At 26.0% G+C, this 17,157-nt stretch carries 15 protein-coding genes; 1 reads left to right on the top strand and 14 read right to left on the bottom strand.

The features are described 5' to 3' along the window. Window positions 1-139: 139 nt before the first annotated feature. The 9 genes from GE118_RS02385 to GE118_RS02345 form a co-directional block, all read right to left on the bottom strand. The gene (locus tag GE118_RS02385; RefSeq protein WP_158763854.1) at window positions 140-310 is read right to left on the bottom strand and encodes a hypothetical protein; all 171 of its coding nucleotides are present in this window, start codon (window positions 308-310) and stop codon (window positions 140-142) included. A gap of 73 nt (window positions 311-383) precedes the next feature. Further along, window positions 384-2,042, bottom strand: a complete 1,659-nt coding sequence (locus GE118_RS02380) for an IS1634 family transposase (RefSeq protein ID WP_158763429.1) — start codon at window positions 2,040-2,042, stop codon at window positions 384-386. Window positions 2,043-2,179: 137 nt separating this feature from the next. Further along, window positions 2,180-2,518, bottom strand: a complete 339-nt coding sequence (locus GE118_RS02375; protein ID WP_158763853.1) for a thioredoxin family protein — start codon at window positions 2,516-2,518, stop codon at window positions 2,180-2,182. Then, window positions 2,511-3,596, bottom strand: a complete 1,086-nt coding sequence (locus tag GE118_RS02370) for a hypothetical protein (protein ID WP_158763852.1) — start codon at window positions 3,594-3,596, stop codon at window positions 2,511-2,513. The genes GE118_RS02375 and GE118_RS02370 overlap by 8 nt, the downstream gene beginning before the upstream one ends. A gap of 2 nt (window positions 3,597-3,598) precedes the next feature. Further along, entirely contained in the window at window positions 3,599-5,251 is a 1,653-nt protein-coding gene (locus GE118_RS02365) for a ribonuclease J (protein WP_158763851.1), read from the bottom strand. A gap of 136 nt (window positions 5,252-5,387) precedes the next feature. After that, the gene (locus GE118_RS02360) at window positions 5,388-7,325 is read right to left on the bottom strand and encodes an endonuclease (RefSeq protein WP_158763850.1); all 1,938 of its coding nucleotides are present in this window, start codon (window positions 7,323-7,325) and stop codon (window positions 5,388-5,390) included. 67 nt (window positions 7,326-7,392) lie between these two features. Further along, on the bottom strand, window positions 7,393-7,773 hold the full coding sequence (locus tag GE118_RS02355; RefSeq protein WP_158763849.1) for a hypothetical protein: 381 nt from the start codon (window positions 7,771-7,773) through the stop codon (window positions 7,393-7,395). Then, window positions 7,760-8,293: a DUF4231 domain-containing protein gene (locus GE118_RS02350; RefSeq protein ID WP_158763848.1), complete on the bottom strand. Its 534-nt coding sequence runs from the start codon at window positions 8,291-8,293 to the stop codon at window positions 7,760-7,762. The genes GE118_RS02355 and GE118_RS02350 overlap by 14 nt, the downstream gene beginning before the upstream one ends. Further along, window positions 8,271-8,750, bottom strand: coding sequence for a hypothetical protein (locus GE118_RS02345; protein ID WP_158763847.1), 480 nt, complete (start codon window positions 8,748-8,750; stop codon window positions 8,271-8,273). Before GE118_RS02345 ends, GE118_RS02350 begins: the two co-directional genes overlap by 23 nt. A 39-nt stretch (window positions 8,751-8,789) precedes the next feature. Here GE118_RS02345 and GE118_RS02340 point away from each other — a divergent pair, with 39 nt between their 5' ends. Beyond that, window positions 8,790-9,638: an HAD-IIB family hydrolase gene (locus tag GE118_RS02340; protein WP_370452023.1), complete on the top strand. Its 849-nt coding sequence runs from the start codon at window positions 8,790-8,792 to the stop codon at window positions 9,636-9,638. A 16-nt stretch (window positions 9,639-9,654) separates the two neighbouring features. On the opposite strand, the gene GE118_RS02335 is transcribed toward GE118_RS02340, so the two are convergent. The 5 genes from GE118_RS02335 to GE118_RS02315 form a co-directional block, all read right to left on the bottom strand. Next, a complete protein-coding gene (locus GE118_RS02335; protein WP_158763846.1) occupies window positions 9,655-10,722 on the bottom strand; it encodes a hypothetical protein in 1,068 nt (355 codons plus the stop codon). Window positions 10,723-10,788: 66 nt separating this feature from the next. Further along, complete coding sequence (locus GE118_RS02330; RefSeq protein ID WP_158763845.1) at window positions 10,789-11,751, bottom strand: ABC transporter permease; 963 nt, start codon at window positions 11,749-11,751, stop codon at window positions 10,789-10,791. 1 nt (window position 11,752) lies between these two features. Further along, window positions 11,753-13,363, bottom strand: coding sequence for an ABC transporter permease (locus GE118_RS02325; protein WP_158763844.1), 1,611 nt, complete (start codon window positions 13,361-13,363; stop codon window positions 11,753-11,755). Further along, the gene (locus tag GE118_RS02320) at window positions 13,350-15,626 is read right to left on the bottom strand and encodes an ATP-binding cassette domain-containing protein (RefSeq protein WP_158763843.1); all 2,277 of its coding nucleotides are present in this window, start codon (window positions 15,624-15,626) and stop codon (window positions 13,350-13,352) included. Before GE118_RS02320 ends, GE118_RS02325 begins: the two co-directional genes overlap by 14 nt. 75 nt (window positions 15,627-15,701) lie before the next feature. Beyond that, the gene (locus GE118_RS02315) at window positions 15,702-17,027 is read right to left on the bottom strand and encodes a BMP family ABC transporter substrate-binding protein (RefSeq protein ID WP_158763842.1); all 1,326 of its coding nucleotides are present in this window, start codon (window positions 17,025-17,027) and stop codon (window positions 15,702-15,704) included. Window positions 17,028-17,157: the final 130 nt, after the last annotated feature.

Genomic DNA, 17,157 nt, shown 5'->3' with positions numbered 1-17,157 from the left:
CTTAACTTAAATTTATATATATTATTAATTTTATATTTTTTAATAATATGTTATAACCAATCTTTAAAAATTATTTGTTTAATGAAAAAATTTCATAATATAAGGATAAAAAAAGCTATAGGTAAATACCTATAGCTAATTAAAAGATTTTGTTCTCATTTGCGTCTAAGATATCAAAATCAAATTTAGTATAAACTAAATAATAAGTTGATTCAGCAGAATAATCTTTAATATTGGTTTTGATAAATTTTAATAACGAAAGATTATCGCCAATAAATAAATATCCTTTTTGAATCTCCTGAGTTTCCAAGTTTTAACAAAAAACGATAAAAAGAGCATTTTATTGCTCTTTTTTTAACTTTTTCAAAAATTTACATTGTAATTTAAGGTTTTTGAGTTTCTAATATCTTTTTGATAATAGCAAAATCATTTAAATATTGCATATTATCTTTATTTTCTATTAATTTTTCAGTGATAATTTTTGAATTTATCACTTCAACATATTTATTAGCACTTAAAATTGCTTTTATTAATCTTGTGTTAGTAAATCTTTCGTTTTTAACACCTAATACAGGTTCTAAGTTTTTATTTACTAAAGTTAGTAAATATCTCATAAGAACCAATGATATAAAGCATAAAAGAAAATATCCTTCAATGTGTTTGTCACTTCGCACATACACAGGTCTGATTCTTAAAGCGTTTTTTAATGTTCTAAAGTTTTCTTCAACTTGTCATTGTTTTGCATATAAATCAACAACATCTTGAACTGTAAGATCGTGTCTTGATGTTTCGTAAGCGTATAAACCATCAAACTTTTTATCTCTCTCGATTTTTTCATAATCTAACTTGTATGAAGTTGTTTTACCATTTTCAATTTCTTTAAAGAATTTGTATTTTTTACCAGCAAGCAAATCAGCTTGAGCAACAATACCATTTTTAGCTTTTTTATTGAAATTATCAATAAGAATTTGTCTATCTTGTTTATCTTTTTTAGCACGTTTTTCACTATAAGTTATTATTCTACGTCTAGTTCTTCCGTTTGGACGTTTTTTCTGTCATAGCGATTCATAAGTTTCTTCTTTAAATTTAAAATTATCTAAATCAACATATCCTTCAGGATCTTGAGCGAATAATTTAGTTCTTTTAGTAGCGATTTTTAATCTGTAAGAGATTATAAAATCAATATTATTTTGTTCTAGGAATCTAATGTTTTTATTGGTACTCATTCCTCTATCAGCAATTATTGTAACCATTCTAAGGTTGTAAATTTTCTTGATTTCGTTGATAAATGGAATGAAAGTATTTGGGTCAGCTGTATTGCCTTTAAATAATTTGTAATGGATTGGAATACCATTTTCATCAGTGATTAAACCCACTACAATTTGATCTTCTTTGAATTTTCCATCTTTTGAATATCCAGGGTGTTTAAGACCTAAACTTGTAAAAGTTTCAAAATATACAGTTGATGAATCAAATCACATAACATCAACAGATCTTAGGTTTTTAGAAATTAATGAATTATTGATGTTTTTTAAAATAGTTGTTTTATTATCTGAAAGATAATCTAAAGAGTTGTAAAATGTAGTCTTTTTTGAATCAAATTCAATTTCATAATCAGGAATACTTTCAAAAGTTTTAATAAGACTTTGTTGTTTTAGGATACGTGTTGAAATTATAAATTTCAATATTTTTATTAATTCTTTTGATCTTGTTTCTTTTGTCTTCTCAAAAATATCCAAGTCATCAATTGTGTTAAATAAAACTTGATGACCATAATTAACAACTTTTGATTCAACAACTGAATTTTTAAGAACTTTATTTACTTCTTGCAAAATTTTGTCTTTAGGTCATTCAGGATCTCAACTAACACAAGCTTCTTTTAAGAGATTAATTGGGTCTTTTGTAGATTTTTCTAATTTTTCTAAATTCCCCAAACCAATACTTCTCTTATAACCTCTAGCATGACCATTTGAGATAGCTGCTGTGATGTAGTATGTGTCTTTTCTTTTACTTCTAACAATAATTCACTTTTCTTTTTTCATACTCCTAATTATACCATAATTACAATGTAATTATGTGGAAAAAATAATTTTTTTACTATACGTAGTATAGTAAGTGTGGAAAAGTGCTAAAAAATTGGTCAAAACTTGGAAACACAGGATTATACTGCTTTTATATCTTAAATTTTTTTATCAATTCAATTACTTAAGATTTCTTCAGGAATATATTCATATCCTTTTTCAACTATCTCTTGGCCTTTAAGTAAGATAAAAGTTGGAACTCTTAAAACGTTTCATTTATTATCAACTTCTCTAAATAACTTAGCTTCTTCAGCATCTACTTCAATAAATGTAACATTTTTCTTATTTTGATATTTTTCTGATAATCTTTGTATTACAGGTTTCATCATTTTACAATCACCACATCATTTGGTGGTAAAAGTTAGAAAAATTAATTTGTTATCTTTGTTATTATCTAAGATTTCTTTAGCTTCTTCTCATAAATATTGTTTAATCATTTTCACCTTCTTTGTCATCTAATTTGAAAAAATCATCCACATTAGCTGAAAAACTTATTTTATCCTCATTGTTTTTATTGATCATTTGCTTATTATCTAGTTGTTGAGCAAAAAATGGTTCTACAACTGTTTTCTTGCTTTGTAATTCTAAATTAATTAAATGTTGTTTTTGTTCTTTTTTATGTTTTTCTAAAAAATGTTTAATTTCATGAAAACTAACTTTTAATCTAATTTCTTTTTCTAAAGCTAAAAAATTCTTATTTAAATCTAATTTCTTTCTTCTAGCTAAATAAAAAATAGCATCAATATATATCATTACTTCCGAAGTAGCTTTTAAAACTGAATGCAAATTATTTGTTGTTTCATTAAATTTATAAATGCTTAATCATTTATTTTTTAATCCTAAAATTGAAAGAAATTTATCTTTAATTTTCTTATATGGTTGTAAATTTAATATCGCTAAAAAGAAAAAGATAAACATTAAAAGAAATGGAACAATACTTGATAAAGTAATTAAATAAGTTAAATTAATAATAGTATCAAACACAAAACCCATATGTTTGGTTTGATAAAAACCTTCTTTAAAATATTTTCATCAACCATTTATAAACAATAAATAAACTTTTTCTGATTCAAAATTTAATTCAATCCCATTAGTAAAATAAAGAATTATATTATCCATAAGTATAAAAGCTAGTAATAAATATATACTAGCTTTTATAATCATTTTTTTAGCATAAAATCAATGAATTTTATAAATTCTTTTAAACCAAGCAACTGTTTTTTGTTTAAAAATATTTTCTAAAATCAAAACAATTAAGATAAAAGCAAAATAAGGCAGAAAAATTCAAATTAAATTACCAAACACCAAATCCAAAGAATAAATATAAATGTAGTTTAAAACCTTATTATTGATCCCATAAGCAAAAGCGATGCTAAAAACACAAAGAACTAACCATATTATAGTTAATAATATAAGTCATATTGTTTTAATACCTGTAGTAAATCCATTATTTTGTTGAACATCAGATTCAATATAACTTAAACCAAGTTTGTTATAAAATTGTTTTTTAGTCATTTTTATAATTTAGTTAAAGTTAATGCAACCATTGGATCTTTATCAGTTAGTTTAAATATTTTCTTACGAATAATTTTTCTAACTTTTTCATTTAATTCACGCATTGAACTAAATTGTTTACTATTAAATGTTTCAATTAAAATTGATTTAATTAATTTATTAATTTCAGGTTGATCAGTTTCATCAATTACTCCAACATAATTAATGTGTAATTTTGAGATAATTTTTTTTGATTTAGGTGAATAAAGAGTATTAATAATAATCACCCCTTCTCTACCTAAAGAATCTCTTTCAGCAATAACTTCCGAAGAAATATCTCCAACTCCAAATCCATCAATGATAGTATCTCCAACTTCTTTAACTTTTCCATTTAAGCTAAATAAATTACCATCAACATAATGGACAACTTTACCATTTTGTAAAATTATAGGATGCATATTTTTCTTTAATTCTTTATCTTCCATTAAGTAATTTGAAGCATCTACTAAATATCTATATAACCCTTGAGCAGGAATTACTGTTTTTGGTTTTAATGTTTTAACTAAGTTGTAAATATCGTGTTTTGATGGTCTGGATCTAAAGTATTCACTTTCTTGAATATCATAAATCTTAGAACAAATTTTAGCAATTTCATCCAATGTAACTGCAGCTAGAGATTCTAAACCATTTACTGGTGGAGCAAGCATTATAACTGTATCTGCTTTATTTAATCTTAAATAAACATCTTTATTATCTGTAATTCTTAAAAATCTTGCATATAACCGCTCAATTGATCCAGTAACTAAAACCACTACATTTTCAGTTTTATTAATAGTTTTATGATCTATGATTTGAGGAAGTTCTAATTTATTATTAACTTGGGTAATTAAATAAAGTAATTGAGCATAAGTTTTACCATACATAGCTACAGGACGATTGTATTTTTTAGCATTACGTAATACTTGCTCTAAAACAACCATTTCTTCATCATATGCTCCAACAACAATTTTAGCTTTAGGATCTGCATTTTCAAAAGCTTGATCAATTTGAGCACTTTTATTTAATTTATTAATTGCTTTAGAATTAAAATTACTTTTTCCAGCATCTACTACCAAAGCATTTATTTTATTATTTCCTAAAAATTGTCTTAATTCTTTAAAGTAAGTTTTTCCATAAATACCTAAATTACCTTCAACAAAGTTAAACATAAATAAATAATCACCATTTTTAGTCATAAAATCAAAACCAATATTACCAGGTAAACTTCCACTTAAAGCAAATGGTTTAATTGTTAATTGACCTAATTTAATTGGTTGATTAATAACTTGAACTTTATAATTAGCATCTGAAATATTATATTTACTTAATCTTTCAAGAATTAAAACCTTATTAAAAGCAGAAGTATAGATTACTAATCCAGGTATTTTCATTACCAATCATGGTAAAGCAGAAAAAGTTTCATTTTTAATATCACTAATAAAAACACCTTGAATTTTGTTTTTATTTTTTTCTAAATAACTAAAATCAGGAATTAATGTGTCTACTCCATTTTGTGAGTTGATTGGTATTTTAACCCCTGTATTAATGATATAAATATTATTGTTATGTTCTAAAACATAACAATTTTTACCATTTTCATCTTGCCCTCCTAAGGCAAAAATATTGACGTTTTCCATATATCTCCTAAATTAATTATTAAAATTAAATGAATGTTATTTTTATTAAATAAAAATATTAGTTATATTATAGCAAAGTTATTAATATTGCTAGTTTTTGCAAAGAAAAATACAACCATTTTGGTTGTATTTTTTGTTAACTTAAAGTAAATTCTAATGTATTGATTGTATTAGATACATCTTGAGCTTTATTTTTACCTTTATATTTAGCAACTTTGAATTTAATGGTTAATTTATTATCAGTAAATGTATATGATAAGTTTGATCCGAATCTTGTATCACCATTTTCTGATTCTTCATTAGCCATTTGTATCCCTCTTGGTAAATTACCATTAAATGTTGCAAATCTTAAAATATTAGTTTCTTGTTTTCAATCGGGTTTTGAATTGTTTGTAAGAATAATTAGTGAATTATTTTTATAATCAAATCTAATAACATGATTTTGATTTAAGTTTTGGATTAATTCTTCTTTTTTAGCTTGATCAATTTGATACCCATTTTTAAATGCATCAGCGTATTGATCTAAATTAGCACTGTTATCCATAGAACTTGATGAATTTCCATTGTTAGATGGGCTATTATTTGTTGTTGAAGAATTATTTCTTGGAGTATTATTATCCGGAATATTTATATTAACATTTGATGAACTATTTGTATCTTTATAATTAGGATTTAATTTAGCACTAATTAATATTCCTTTATTAACAAATGGTTTAGGATTTTCAATAAATAAGTTGTTATATAAATCTGGATAATCAATAAATGGATTACGTAAAGACTCGTATTTAGCACTCTCATTATTTCTTGTAATATCAAACATATCTACTGGATCTTTTTTATCTCAATTTACATATAAATTAATTCAGTATAAAGGAAGTCCAAATGTATCATTTCTATCAAAAATACTATTCTTCATATAAATGCTTAATCCGTTAATATTACCAAATGAATATGTGGCCGCAAAATATAAATAAGCTCTTGCTACATCTCCTTTAAATGCATCAATTGGTTCAAAAACTTTTTGACCATCAGCATTAGTCCCTAATTTTGATCCATTTTCTGATGTTTCAGACACGGTTTTAACAACATCATGAGGGTAATTAGATCTAATGCCATTAACTTTACTATCTGTAGGTCATACAAATTGACTATCAGATCTAATTGGTTCTTCTTTATTAAATCATGATTGTGGAATTAAGTGTTCTCTATTGGTTGAATCACCTTCTTTTTTATAATTTCCTGATTGATATGTTGTATATTCATACGGATCTTTGCCATTAGGATTTTCAGAATAAATATCTAATAAACTTCCATCTTTTTCATAATATAAATCTTTAAAAGCTTTACTTTCTACGTAAAATCTCACAAGATCATTATAAGCTCCAGAATGTGGATGTAATTTAGATTTTTGTAAAGCTAAAATTGCATCAAATAATTCTTTACCACTTTTTCCTTCTAAAGGTTTGTAGTAATCGTTATTAGCATCATATGTGTAAATATATTTACTTTCATTTGCAGAGTTTGATGTACCTGGTGTAGTTGGTGAGTTATTTGATGATTCTTCTTTTTTATTTGGATTATCATCTGCTGTTTTTTCACTATCATATTTTAATAAAGTCTCAATTTGTTGTGTAAGATTATTTACAAATGTATCTAAAGCTTCCATAGCTTTATCAAAATCTTTTTCAATTTGATCTAGTTCATCTTTTTTTGTAGCAGAGTTAATTCTTTGTTCTCAAACTGTTGCTGGAGTATTTTTAAAGGCTTCTATTTGAGTTTTTAATGCTTCAAACGGATTGGTTCCATCAATGCTTTTAATTTTATCATTAACTTTCTCTAAAAGTTGAGCTATTTGTGTAGAAAAATTAGTTTGTTTAAGTTTAATTTTTTGGATTAATGTATTTTTTTGGTCTTGGGTTGCTAATTTTGGATCTGGTGTAACATTATTATCTTTGTTACCACCTTTATTTTTATTATCTCCATTATTAGTTGGATTTTGACAAGCAACCATCCCAATAGTTGCTAATGGTGCAATTGCACCAAAACTAAGTGCTAAATATTTCTTTAAATTCATGATATTACTCCTAATAAAATTTATATATATTATTTAAATTTTACTCTTTTTCAAATTAATAAAAACATTATTCAAAAGTTTGAATAATGTTTTCTAAATCTTTCTCAGTAATATCTTTATTTTCTTGAATATTTTTGATAGTTAATTGATTTTGTTCAATATTTTCATTTAAAATATTTTTCTTATTTGTGATATTAAAAAATGATTGAATCGATACACAAAAAGTACCAATTACGTTAATGATTGCTATGGTAATAAACAAAGTCATTATGGTGTTATTTGCTTCATTATATCTAATTGAAAACAAGTTTAAAACAACAGTTAATGAAGCAATAGAAATTGAAAGAATACTTAAAATAATAAATATTGACTTACTTTTAAAATATTTGTTTTTAATAAACTTTTCTTTCTCTTTTAAAGAGATATTATTTGAATTATTTTGTTTCATTGAAATCCTCATTAATTAAATCTTGATAGCTGTATTTATCAATTTCTAAGATATTTAAAATATTTTTGTATAACATAAATAATCTTTCACCTTCATTATCGATATTTTTATATATCGATAATTGCTCTTTACAAATTAAAATATGTAATTGAATTTTTTTAGATTGTATTTTGCGATCTTGATATTTTTTGTTAACAACAAAAAATGATAATATCCCTGATACAAAACCAATAAAAGAGTTGATACTAGTGGTTAATACTGGATAAAACCCAACCCCTACAAGCACTTCATTATATCAAGGGTTATTTAATATATTTTGTCTTTCTCCTAGCTTATTACTTCCTGCAAGATAATATACAGCTAATACACCTATTACTAAAGCAGCAAAAATAGTAATCATATTTAAAATGTAATAAAAAGTAGCATAAACATAATATTGTAATTTAATTTTCTTATATATTTTTTCAATTTTTTTATTTAAAAACTCGACATTCATTTTAACCTCATTTAACCATTTCATCTTTTACTATCTTTTTAATCACAAATTTATTTTTGTACTTAGCTCTTTGATATAACTGCTCAATAGTATCTTGATATTGCTCATAAGTGATTTTGTTTGCTTCATATTTGGTTTGCACATATTTTAATGTACTATAAAGTTTTTTATAAGTTGCTTGATTAGTATTTTGTTTATAAACGGCTAAAACAATAGTAAGCATCAAAGAAGTAATAATTAAGATCACCAAAGCAATTAATAAATAAAATGATGCATCAATTTTATATTGTTCAGTAGGATTTTTTTTATGTAAATTAGTAATATGAATCAAATTTACTAGAGTATAAATTGCTATAGAAATCAAAGTAATGTTTAAAATCGCAATTAAAATTGAAAAAAATCAATCTAAAAAACGATATACAATAAGTTTGTTTTTATCTCTTTTAATTTTAGCTTGCAAAATATTAATTATATTGTTCATAATTTTATTTTATACATTTTTATTTATAATTAAATAACTATGATTAATAAATGAGCAATTTTTAGTGATGTCGATGGGACAATTTACCCATTCCCAGATAAGACATTAAGTACAAATACCATTAATAAGACAAAAGAATTAAGTTTAAAAAACATTCCTTTTGTTATTAATACTGGTAATGGACCATTTAATAAAATTCAAAGATTATGTGATCAATTATCATCAAGATATATTGTATGTTCTAATGGAGCATTGATATTTGATAATTTAACTAAAGAAATCTTACATGTTGAATATATGCCTGTTGCTGAAGTAGAAAAAGTATTCCAAGTAGCTAAAGAAACAAATGTTGGTTTATATTACTTTGGTACTCATCAATATTATTTACATTTATACACTCAAGAATTTAAAGAATTTATATCTGAATTTTGTGAGTATAACGATTGAATCACTGATGGTTCAATTCCAAATGATGTACACAAAGTTGAAATTTATGGACCTAGAGAAAATTTAGTTAATTTCTATAATTTAGCTAAAGAACGTAATATTGATTTAAATATATGTGATGTTAAATCACATATAGAAATAACTAAATCAAATGTTTCTAAAGGTACAGGAGCTAAATGATTGTGTGATAATGTTTTTGAAATGAATATTAAAGACGCAATGACTGTTGGAGATAGTCAAAATGATATTTCAATGTTTGAATTATCAGATTATGCTTATGTTATGGATAATGCTGATAATCACACTAAAGGATATGCAAAATTCTTCACTTCAGATGTTAAACAAGATGGTTTAGTTGAAGCAATTGATGATTATTTATACCGTAGTGATTTTGAATTAAAACGAATGGTTTCTCAGGGTAAAAAGAAAATATCGAGATAAATCTCGATATTTTTTATTATTGTTCAGCAAATGTACCATTTAAATTATTTTCAAAAAAGTCTAAAAATAATCCTTGCATTTCTTCTTTTGAATCATCTCAAGAACCTTCAGCTACTGCTTGAATTTTAGTTTTAATACCATTTAATTTAGTTAATAAACCATTTAAAGCTGTTTCAGGTGTAGTTCCATGAGTTCCACCTTCTTTAAATACATCTAAAGTAGGCATATATTTTTCAATTAGTTGCTCTTTAGTATATGAATGAGCAGTTCCTGCAGCAGTAAATGTAAATGATGAGCTTGCGTTTTGTTCTTTCATATATTTAAATAACTCATTAACAAAGTTAACAGCTTTTTCTACTGATGCTAAAGCAGTAGCTTTAGTAGTAAAGTTGTTTTCTAATGATAAAGTTGCTTCTTGAGCGTTATCAACTCCAGGAAGAGCCTCAACAAGAGTTTTGAATGTCTCTTTAAGCAATTCAATCGATTGATCAAAAGCTGCTTCTGCTTGAGTTAGTTGTGTTTTAACTTGATTTAGTTGTGCTGTTGTAGTGATATTTTGAGCTTCAGTTTCTAAGTTTGCAGGAATAGTTTTACTTGTTTCTAAATGTGTTTTTAAAGCTGCAAAAGCAGGATTAGATTCAAGTTTTTGAGCATCTGATGATTGTAATAATTCATCCACTTTAGAAGTTACTTTTTGTTTAAAAGTAGCTACTTTCTCTAATAATGCATTTTTTTGTTCTTCAGTAACTTGAGTTTGATCCCCTGCTCCTGATCCTTGATTGTTAGAGCTTCCTGACTCTTGGTTTCCTGATCCTGGAGTTTGTGATCCTTGGTTGTTTGAGTTTCCTGACTCTTGGTTTCCTGATCCTGGGGTTTGTGATCCTTGATTTCCTGAGTTTCCTGATCCTGGGGTTTGTGATCCTTGATTTCCTGAGTTTCCTGATCCTGGGGTTTGTGATCCTTGATTTCCTGCACCAGGTTGTTCAGGTTTATCATTTTTTGTATTCGAACAAGCAATTGCTGCAACACTAGCTAATGGAGCAATAGTTGTTAAGCTAAGTAATAAATATTTTTTTAAATTCATTCGTTTCTCCTTTTGATATTTTTTTAATTATACAAAAAATAACTCACTTTATGTGAGTTATTAATTCTATCTCTTAGATTTATCATATGGAACACCAGCAGCTGCAGGTCCAACAGAACCTTTACTTCCAAAGACCATAATAACAAGTGTGATAATATATGGTAAGGTATAGAATAATTCTTTATATTTACTAAATCCTGCTCCAAACAATGAAACACCAAAGAATGAAGTAGATAATAATAATGAGAAGAATAATGATACTAAAATAGATAATGAAACTTTTCATCTAGAAGTAATCATAATTGCTAAAGCAATATATCCTAGCCCTTGAACATCATGAGTTACAGAGAATTCTGCACTATTCATTTCAGCAAAAATTGATCCACCAATTCCTGCAACAAATCCTGCAATAATAATACCTTGTCATTTAGTTTTATTAACGTTAATTCCCGCAACATCAGCAGCTTGAGGGTTTTCCCCAATTGATCTAAATCTTAATCCTCATTTAGTTTTTCTTAATGCAAATCAAGCTGAAACTGATACTATGATAGCAATGAATAATTTAAATGAAATAATATTTCTTCAATCTGCAGGAGCACCACTAAGAGCTAATTCTGTTTTATATCTTGAAGCAATTTGTGAACCTTGACCTTGAAGTTTTGTTAAAACAATAATTAATAAAGCAGCAATACCAACAGCTAAAATGTTCATCGCAAAACCTGAAATAGTTTGTTCAGATTTTAATTTAATAGTTGCAAATCCAAATAATACTGCAAATAATGAAGTTAAAATTGCGCTAAACAAAGTAGCGATAATTTGATATCAAGCACTAATTTTAAGTTCAGAGTTTCCTCCAGTGATTGCTTTTCATAAAAATTCACTAATGTATAAATAGCTTATAGCACCAAAAATTAAAAATCCATTAATCGCAATGTTTACAATCCCTACACGTTCAGAAAAAATACCAGAAATTGTTCCAAGGATTAAAATAGCAAAGAACATTAATCCATAAGTAATAATTAAAGTCATACTAATTCACCCCTTTATTTAATCAATTTTGGTACTTAGCATAAATTTTATTTTGAACGAATTGGTTGTATAAGTGTTCTTTGATTAATTTGTATTGACTTTTATGAGAATATACTGTATTTTTGTATCTATTTCTTAAATCAACATATTCATTAAGTCCAAATTCAACTTGTTTGTTTCTAAATTCAACTTTTAATTTAGCAATTTGACTATACATTTCAATTACTTCATCATTGCTCATTTGCGATTTATTTTTTATTAACTGAGCGATTTGATTTTCATATTCTTTTTGCTCTTTAGCAAACTTTGCTTTTAATTTTAAATGAGTAAAGAAATGTTTATACACTACAAAACGTTCTTTTCATAAGTATTTGATTTTACTAATATGATAAGTTTTAAAGTTTAATCAATAATCTTTATTGGTAAATAAATAAGAATATTTGGCTAATGTTCTTAAAGGTTTAAATTTGTAAAACATTACCGATAAAGCAGCCATAAAGATAATTAAACCAGTTAATAATAAGAAGAACTCTGGTTTTAAAGATTCTGATCCATTTTTTAATTGGAATGATACTGCACCATTATAAATAAAGCTATATAGCATTGAACTAAAACATACTCCAATAGGACTATTTAAAGCAATTAATGAAATAGCAATAGATTCAAATCCAATACTTAAAGGTGCAGGATCTCCTGAAAGTTTTCCTTCTTTTAAAATTATGTAATAAAATCCAGATAATCCCGCAAGTGCTCCAGAGAATGACATAACTAAAATAGTAGTTAATTTACGATTAATACCAACATATTCAGCATTTGAAGGGTTAATACCAACCATTTTGATTTTATAACCTAAAGTAGTTTTGTTGTATAGGAATCATAATCCTAAAGCTAAAAGGATTAATAATGCAAATCCAACATAAATAAATTGATATGTAATTTGATTGCTAATAATTATTTTTCTTAATCCTAAAATATCTGAAAAATATCTATTAGTTAGATCTTGTTGATTTGGAGTAAAGAAAATAAAGTTACTTTTATTAAATAATCAAGAAGCTAAATATGTAATGATTCAGTTTAAGAAAATAGTTGATATAACTTCATGCACATTAAAATAAGCTTTTAATATACCAGATATAGCACCAACTAATAATCCTAAAAGAATGAAAACAAAGAACATTCCAATTAAGTAGTTAATACTTAATTTATCTGGATTAATATTATTAGAAATAATAATAGTAAAGAATAGAATAGCAGGTAGTGTCATTTGAGCAGGTACCCCAATGTTGAACAGACCTGATTTAAAACTGACTGCTACTGCTAAACCTGAAAATCCAAAAAAGATAATCAGTAAATATAAATCTTTTCTAAGAGTAGATTGTAATGCTCCTTTAATTAAATAATTAACAAAGGTAAATAATCCAGTTTTTTGAGCACTTGCTCCAGTTCTACCAATAATTACATAAATTACTGAAGCGATTAATAAACCAAAAATAATTGCTCATAATGATGCATATATTTTTTTTCTAGAATCTTTTTTATTATCAAACATTAAAAAAGATCTTACATTTTCTAAAGTTTGTTTAGGAGAAGTTTTGATTTTAGTTGTTTTCATTTAAATCTCCTTGTTGTTTTTTACTTGCCATATAAATACCGATTTGAGTTCTGGTTAATTTATCAGCAGTTTGTACAATTTGTATTTCTCCACCGTTAAGTACAGCAATACGGTCAGCCAAAGCAAATACTTCATCTAATTCATATGAAATTAATAAAATTGCTTTACCTTGTTGTTTTTCTTGAATAATACGTTCGTGAATATTTTTAATAGCTCCAACATCAAGACCTCTAGTTGGCTGAACAATTAAAATGAAATCATGCTCTGAATTCATTTCTCTACCAACAATAAATTTTTGTTGGTTTCCACCAGAAAGTGATCTAGCCATAGATCATCCTTGTCTAGCTCCACGAACATCATATTTTTCAATAATTTCTTGAGTTTCTTGGTTAATAGCTTTACTTTTAAAAATTGATAAAAATGAATAAGTTTTATCTCATAATTTTCTAATTACAGTATTTTGTTTAATAGTGTAATCTAAAGCTAAACCATGTTTATGTCTATCACTTGGAATATAAGAAAGTCCTAATTTTGAAATATCATAAACTCCAAATTCATTTAAGTCAATATAATCTAAATCATTATTTTGACTTACATCAACATAATTCATTGCATAAACCATCTTTTTAGCTACACTTTCAGCAACTAATAATCCAAGTATTGAGATTACACTAATAATTGTTAAAATGATAGTTAATTGGTTATTTTGATTTGATTCAAGATTTAAATTAGTTAATAAACCTATAATTCCTTCAACAAAGAAGAATAATCAAACAAAAGCAGTAAAGACAAATCCAAAACTCATTTTTTTGCTATACATTTTTTTAGATAAGCTAATGAATTTTCATAGCCCAAAAGCATTAAGTACAAAAATTCATACAAATCCTAAAACACCAGCAAAAACAAATCAGTTATATAATTGATTATTTAAGTAAAGTAAGCTTATTAAAATTAAAACTATACTAATTCCTGCAAATAATAAATTAATATAATAAATGGATTTGAATATAAAGTTATTTTCTTTTGATAATTTATGTTTTAAATTATCTTTACCATTAGTAGTAATATTTTGAATTTTATTACCATAAATACCATTAAAAATACTTCCTACTAATACAACAAATCCACCAACTAAAATACCACCAACAATTTTATTAATGATATTGATATCAGCTTGTTTTTGATTTAAAGCTAATAATAAAATTCCTATAGTTAACACAAGCAATGATATTGCTGTTAAATAGTAGTTTTTCTTAACTTTAGCTTTATGTAAAGTTTTGAATTTTTCTTCAACCAATTTGGTTCTTTTTTGCATTATCTTACCAGTAACTGGTTTTTTAATACCACTAATTACATATTCTAAATCAGTTTGACCATTACCTTCAACCCCTGCTATAGCAAGAATTTCACCAGCATGGATATCAAAAGAAACATTGTGTAAAGGTTTTTTACCTTCAGTTGATACATTTTTTAAACTTAAAATAATATCATTCGCAGAAGCATCAGTATAACTATTTCTAGCTAATTTAACTTCTCCACCAACCATCATATTGGCCATTTGTTCAATTGAAACATCTGCAATTGCAAAGTTTTCAATTACCCGACCATGACGTAAAATAGTACCATTATCAGCTACTTCTTTTATTTCACCTAATTTATGTGAAATAAATAAGATAGTTTTACCTTGTTCTCTAAATAATTTAAAGGTTTGTAATAAACCTTGAATTTCTTCATCAGTTAAAACCGCAGTAGGTTCATCAAAAATTAAAATATCTGAATCACGATATAACATTTTCATAATCTCAACTTTTTGTTGAGTTGCTACAGTTTCACTACCTGTAATTGCATTTAAATCAAAATGTAAATCGAATTTTTCCTGAATAGCTTTAATTTTTTGAATCGCTGGTTTATAATCAATGATTCTAGTTACTTTATTATAAGATTCATCTCCAAGTACAATATTTTCTAAGTTAGTATAAACATTTACTAACTTAAAATGTTGATGCACCATACCAATACCTAATCGATTAGCATCATTAGGTCCTTTAATCAATACTTCTTTTTCATCAACTTTAATCGATCCTTTATCAGGTTCATATAAACCAAATAATATTGACATTAAAGTACTTTTACCAGCTCCATTTTCTCCAATAAGGGCGTGAATGGAACCTTTTTTAACTGAAAAACTTACTTCTTGATTAGCTTTAATAGAACCAAATGACTTAGAAATGCTTAAGAATTCTATTGCATTTGTTTTTTTCATAAGTTTCCTTTATAAAATTTGTAAATTATAAAATAAATAATAGGGTTTTTCCTATTATTTATTTTATTTATTTAATTAAGAATTTACTGCTGCTGCTAATGCATTAACAAGTGCAGTTTGAGAATCTGCATCTGTTGAACCATCTGGTAATTTATTAGAAATAATTGCTTCTTTTTCAGAATTTTCTAATGCTTCATATTTTGCTTTAGCTGCTTGTAAATTATTATCCATTTTTGCTTTATCTTCACCACTAAGTTGTGATGGTGCATATCCTACTCAGTTTTGAAGTAATCCTTCTATTTGATTATGATTTACTTCTGTTGAAGATGTACCTAAACCATAAACAACTTTTAGAACAACATCATATACAGCTTGAGCTAAGTTTTTAGTAATTGATGTAGCGTATCTTTTTTTGTTAGCTTGATCAGCTAATGATTGATCAACGTCAACTCCAACAACACTAACTTCACTATATTTGCTTCCTCCATCACTAAGAGCTTTAATAACAGCACTTGTTGCAGGACCTGCTACAGCCATAACAAATGATGGATTTTGTTGTAATGAGTCTTGGATAACTTGATTCATTTTTGAACCTGGAACAAATCCTGAATCCAAGTTAATTGCTGAATTTGTAGTAACTTTTTTATCAGCATTTGCTTTATTCCATGCTAGCATTCCTCTTAAGAATCCGGTAATGAAGTTTGTAACTCCTGGTTCTGCTCCACCACCAAACATTGAAATTTTTCTTTTTGCTGCATCTGTTGCATATTTATCTGCTAAATATTGTGATGAAGCATAACCAACAACATAAGCTGCTTGTTGTGTTAAGAACTCAACTGAATATACATTAGTTTTAACATAATCTAATGCTGCTTGATCATCACTTAAATCTTTTGTTGAAACTTTAGTATCCACAATAATGATTTTAATGTTCTTTTGTTTCATGTCAGCAACATGAGCTTTAATGAATTGAGCAATTGGTGATCCATGTCCAAATCCAGATAAAATTCATACATTTCTTCCATCAGCTAAAGCATTATTATATGCAATTTCATATTGACCTTCTGATTGAATAGCTTTGTAATCAATTCCTGTAGATGTTTGATCATCAATTAAATTAAGAGCTTCTCATGAAGATTGATTAAATGATTTATCAGTAATTTGTCCTGAATCTGTAATATATACTAATTTTGCATCTGGATGAGCTTTTGCTACTTCTGCAGTCATAGCTGGATTGGCATTAACTTTTGCAACCCTTTGATCTGGTTGAATGTATTGTGAAGGTCTACCTTGTGATGGTTTACCATCTTCACTAGATCCACAAGATACTGATACAGCAATAGGAAGTACCGCACTTACTGTTCCTGTTAATGTTAATAATATTCTTTTAAGTTTTGACATATAGGTCATTCTCCTTGTTTCATATAGATAATTTAGTTATGTAATAACATATTTATTATACATAATAAATATTGATTAAACTACTATCACAAGCATTTGATTATAAAATGTGGAAATATATAAATTTGTT

It is taken from the genome of Mycoplasma sp. NEAQ87857, from assembly GCF_009792315.1.
In the GTDB taxonomy this organism is placed as follows: domain Bacteria; phylum Bacillota_I; class Bacilli_A; order Mycoplasmatales; family Metamycoplasmataceae; genus Mycoplasmopsis.
This window is presented reverse-complemented; position numbering and strand designations above follow the sequence as displayed.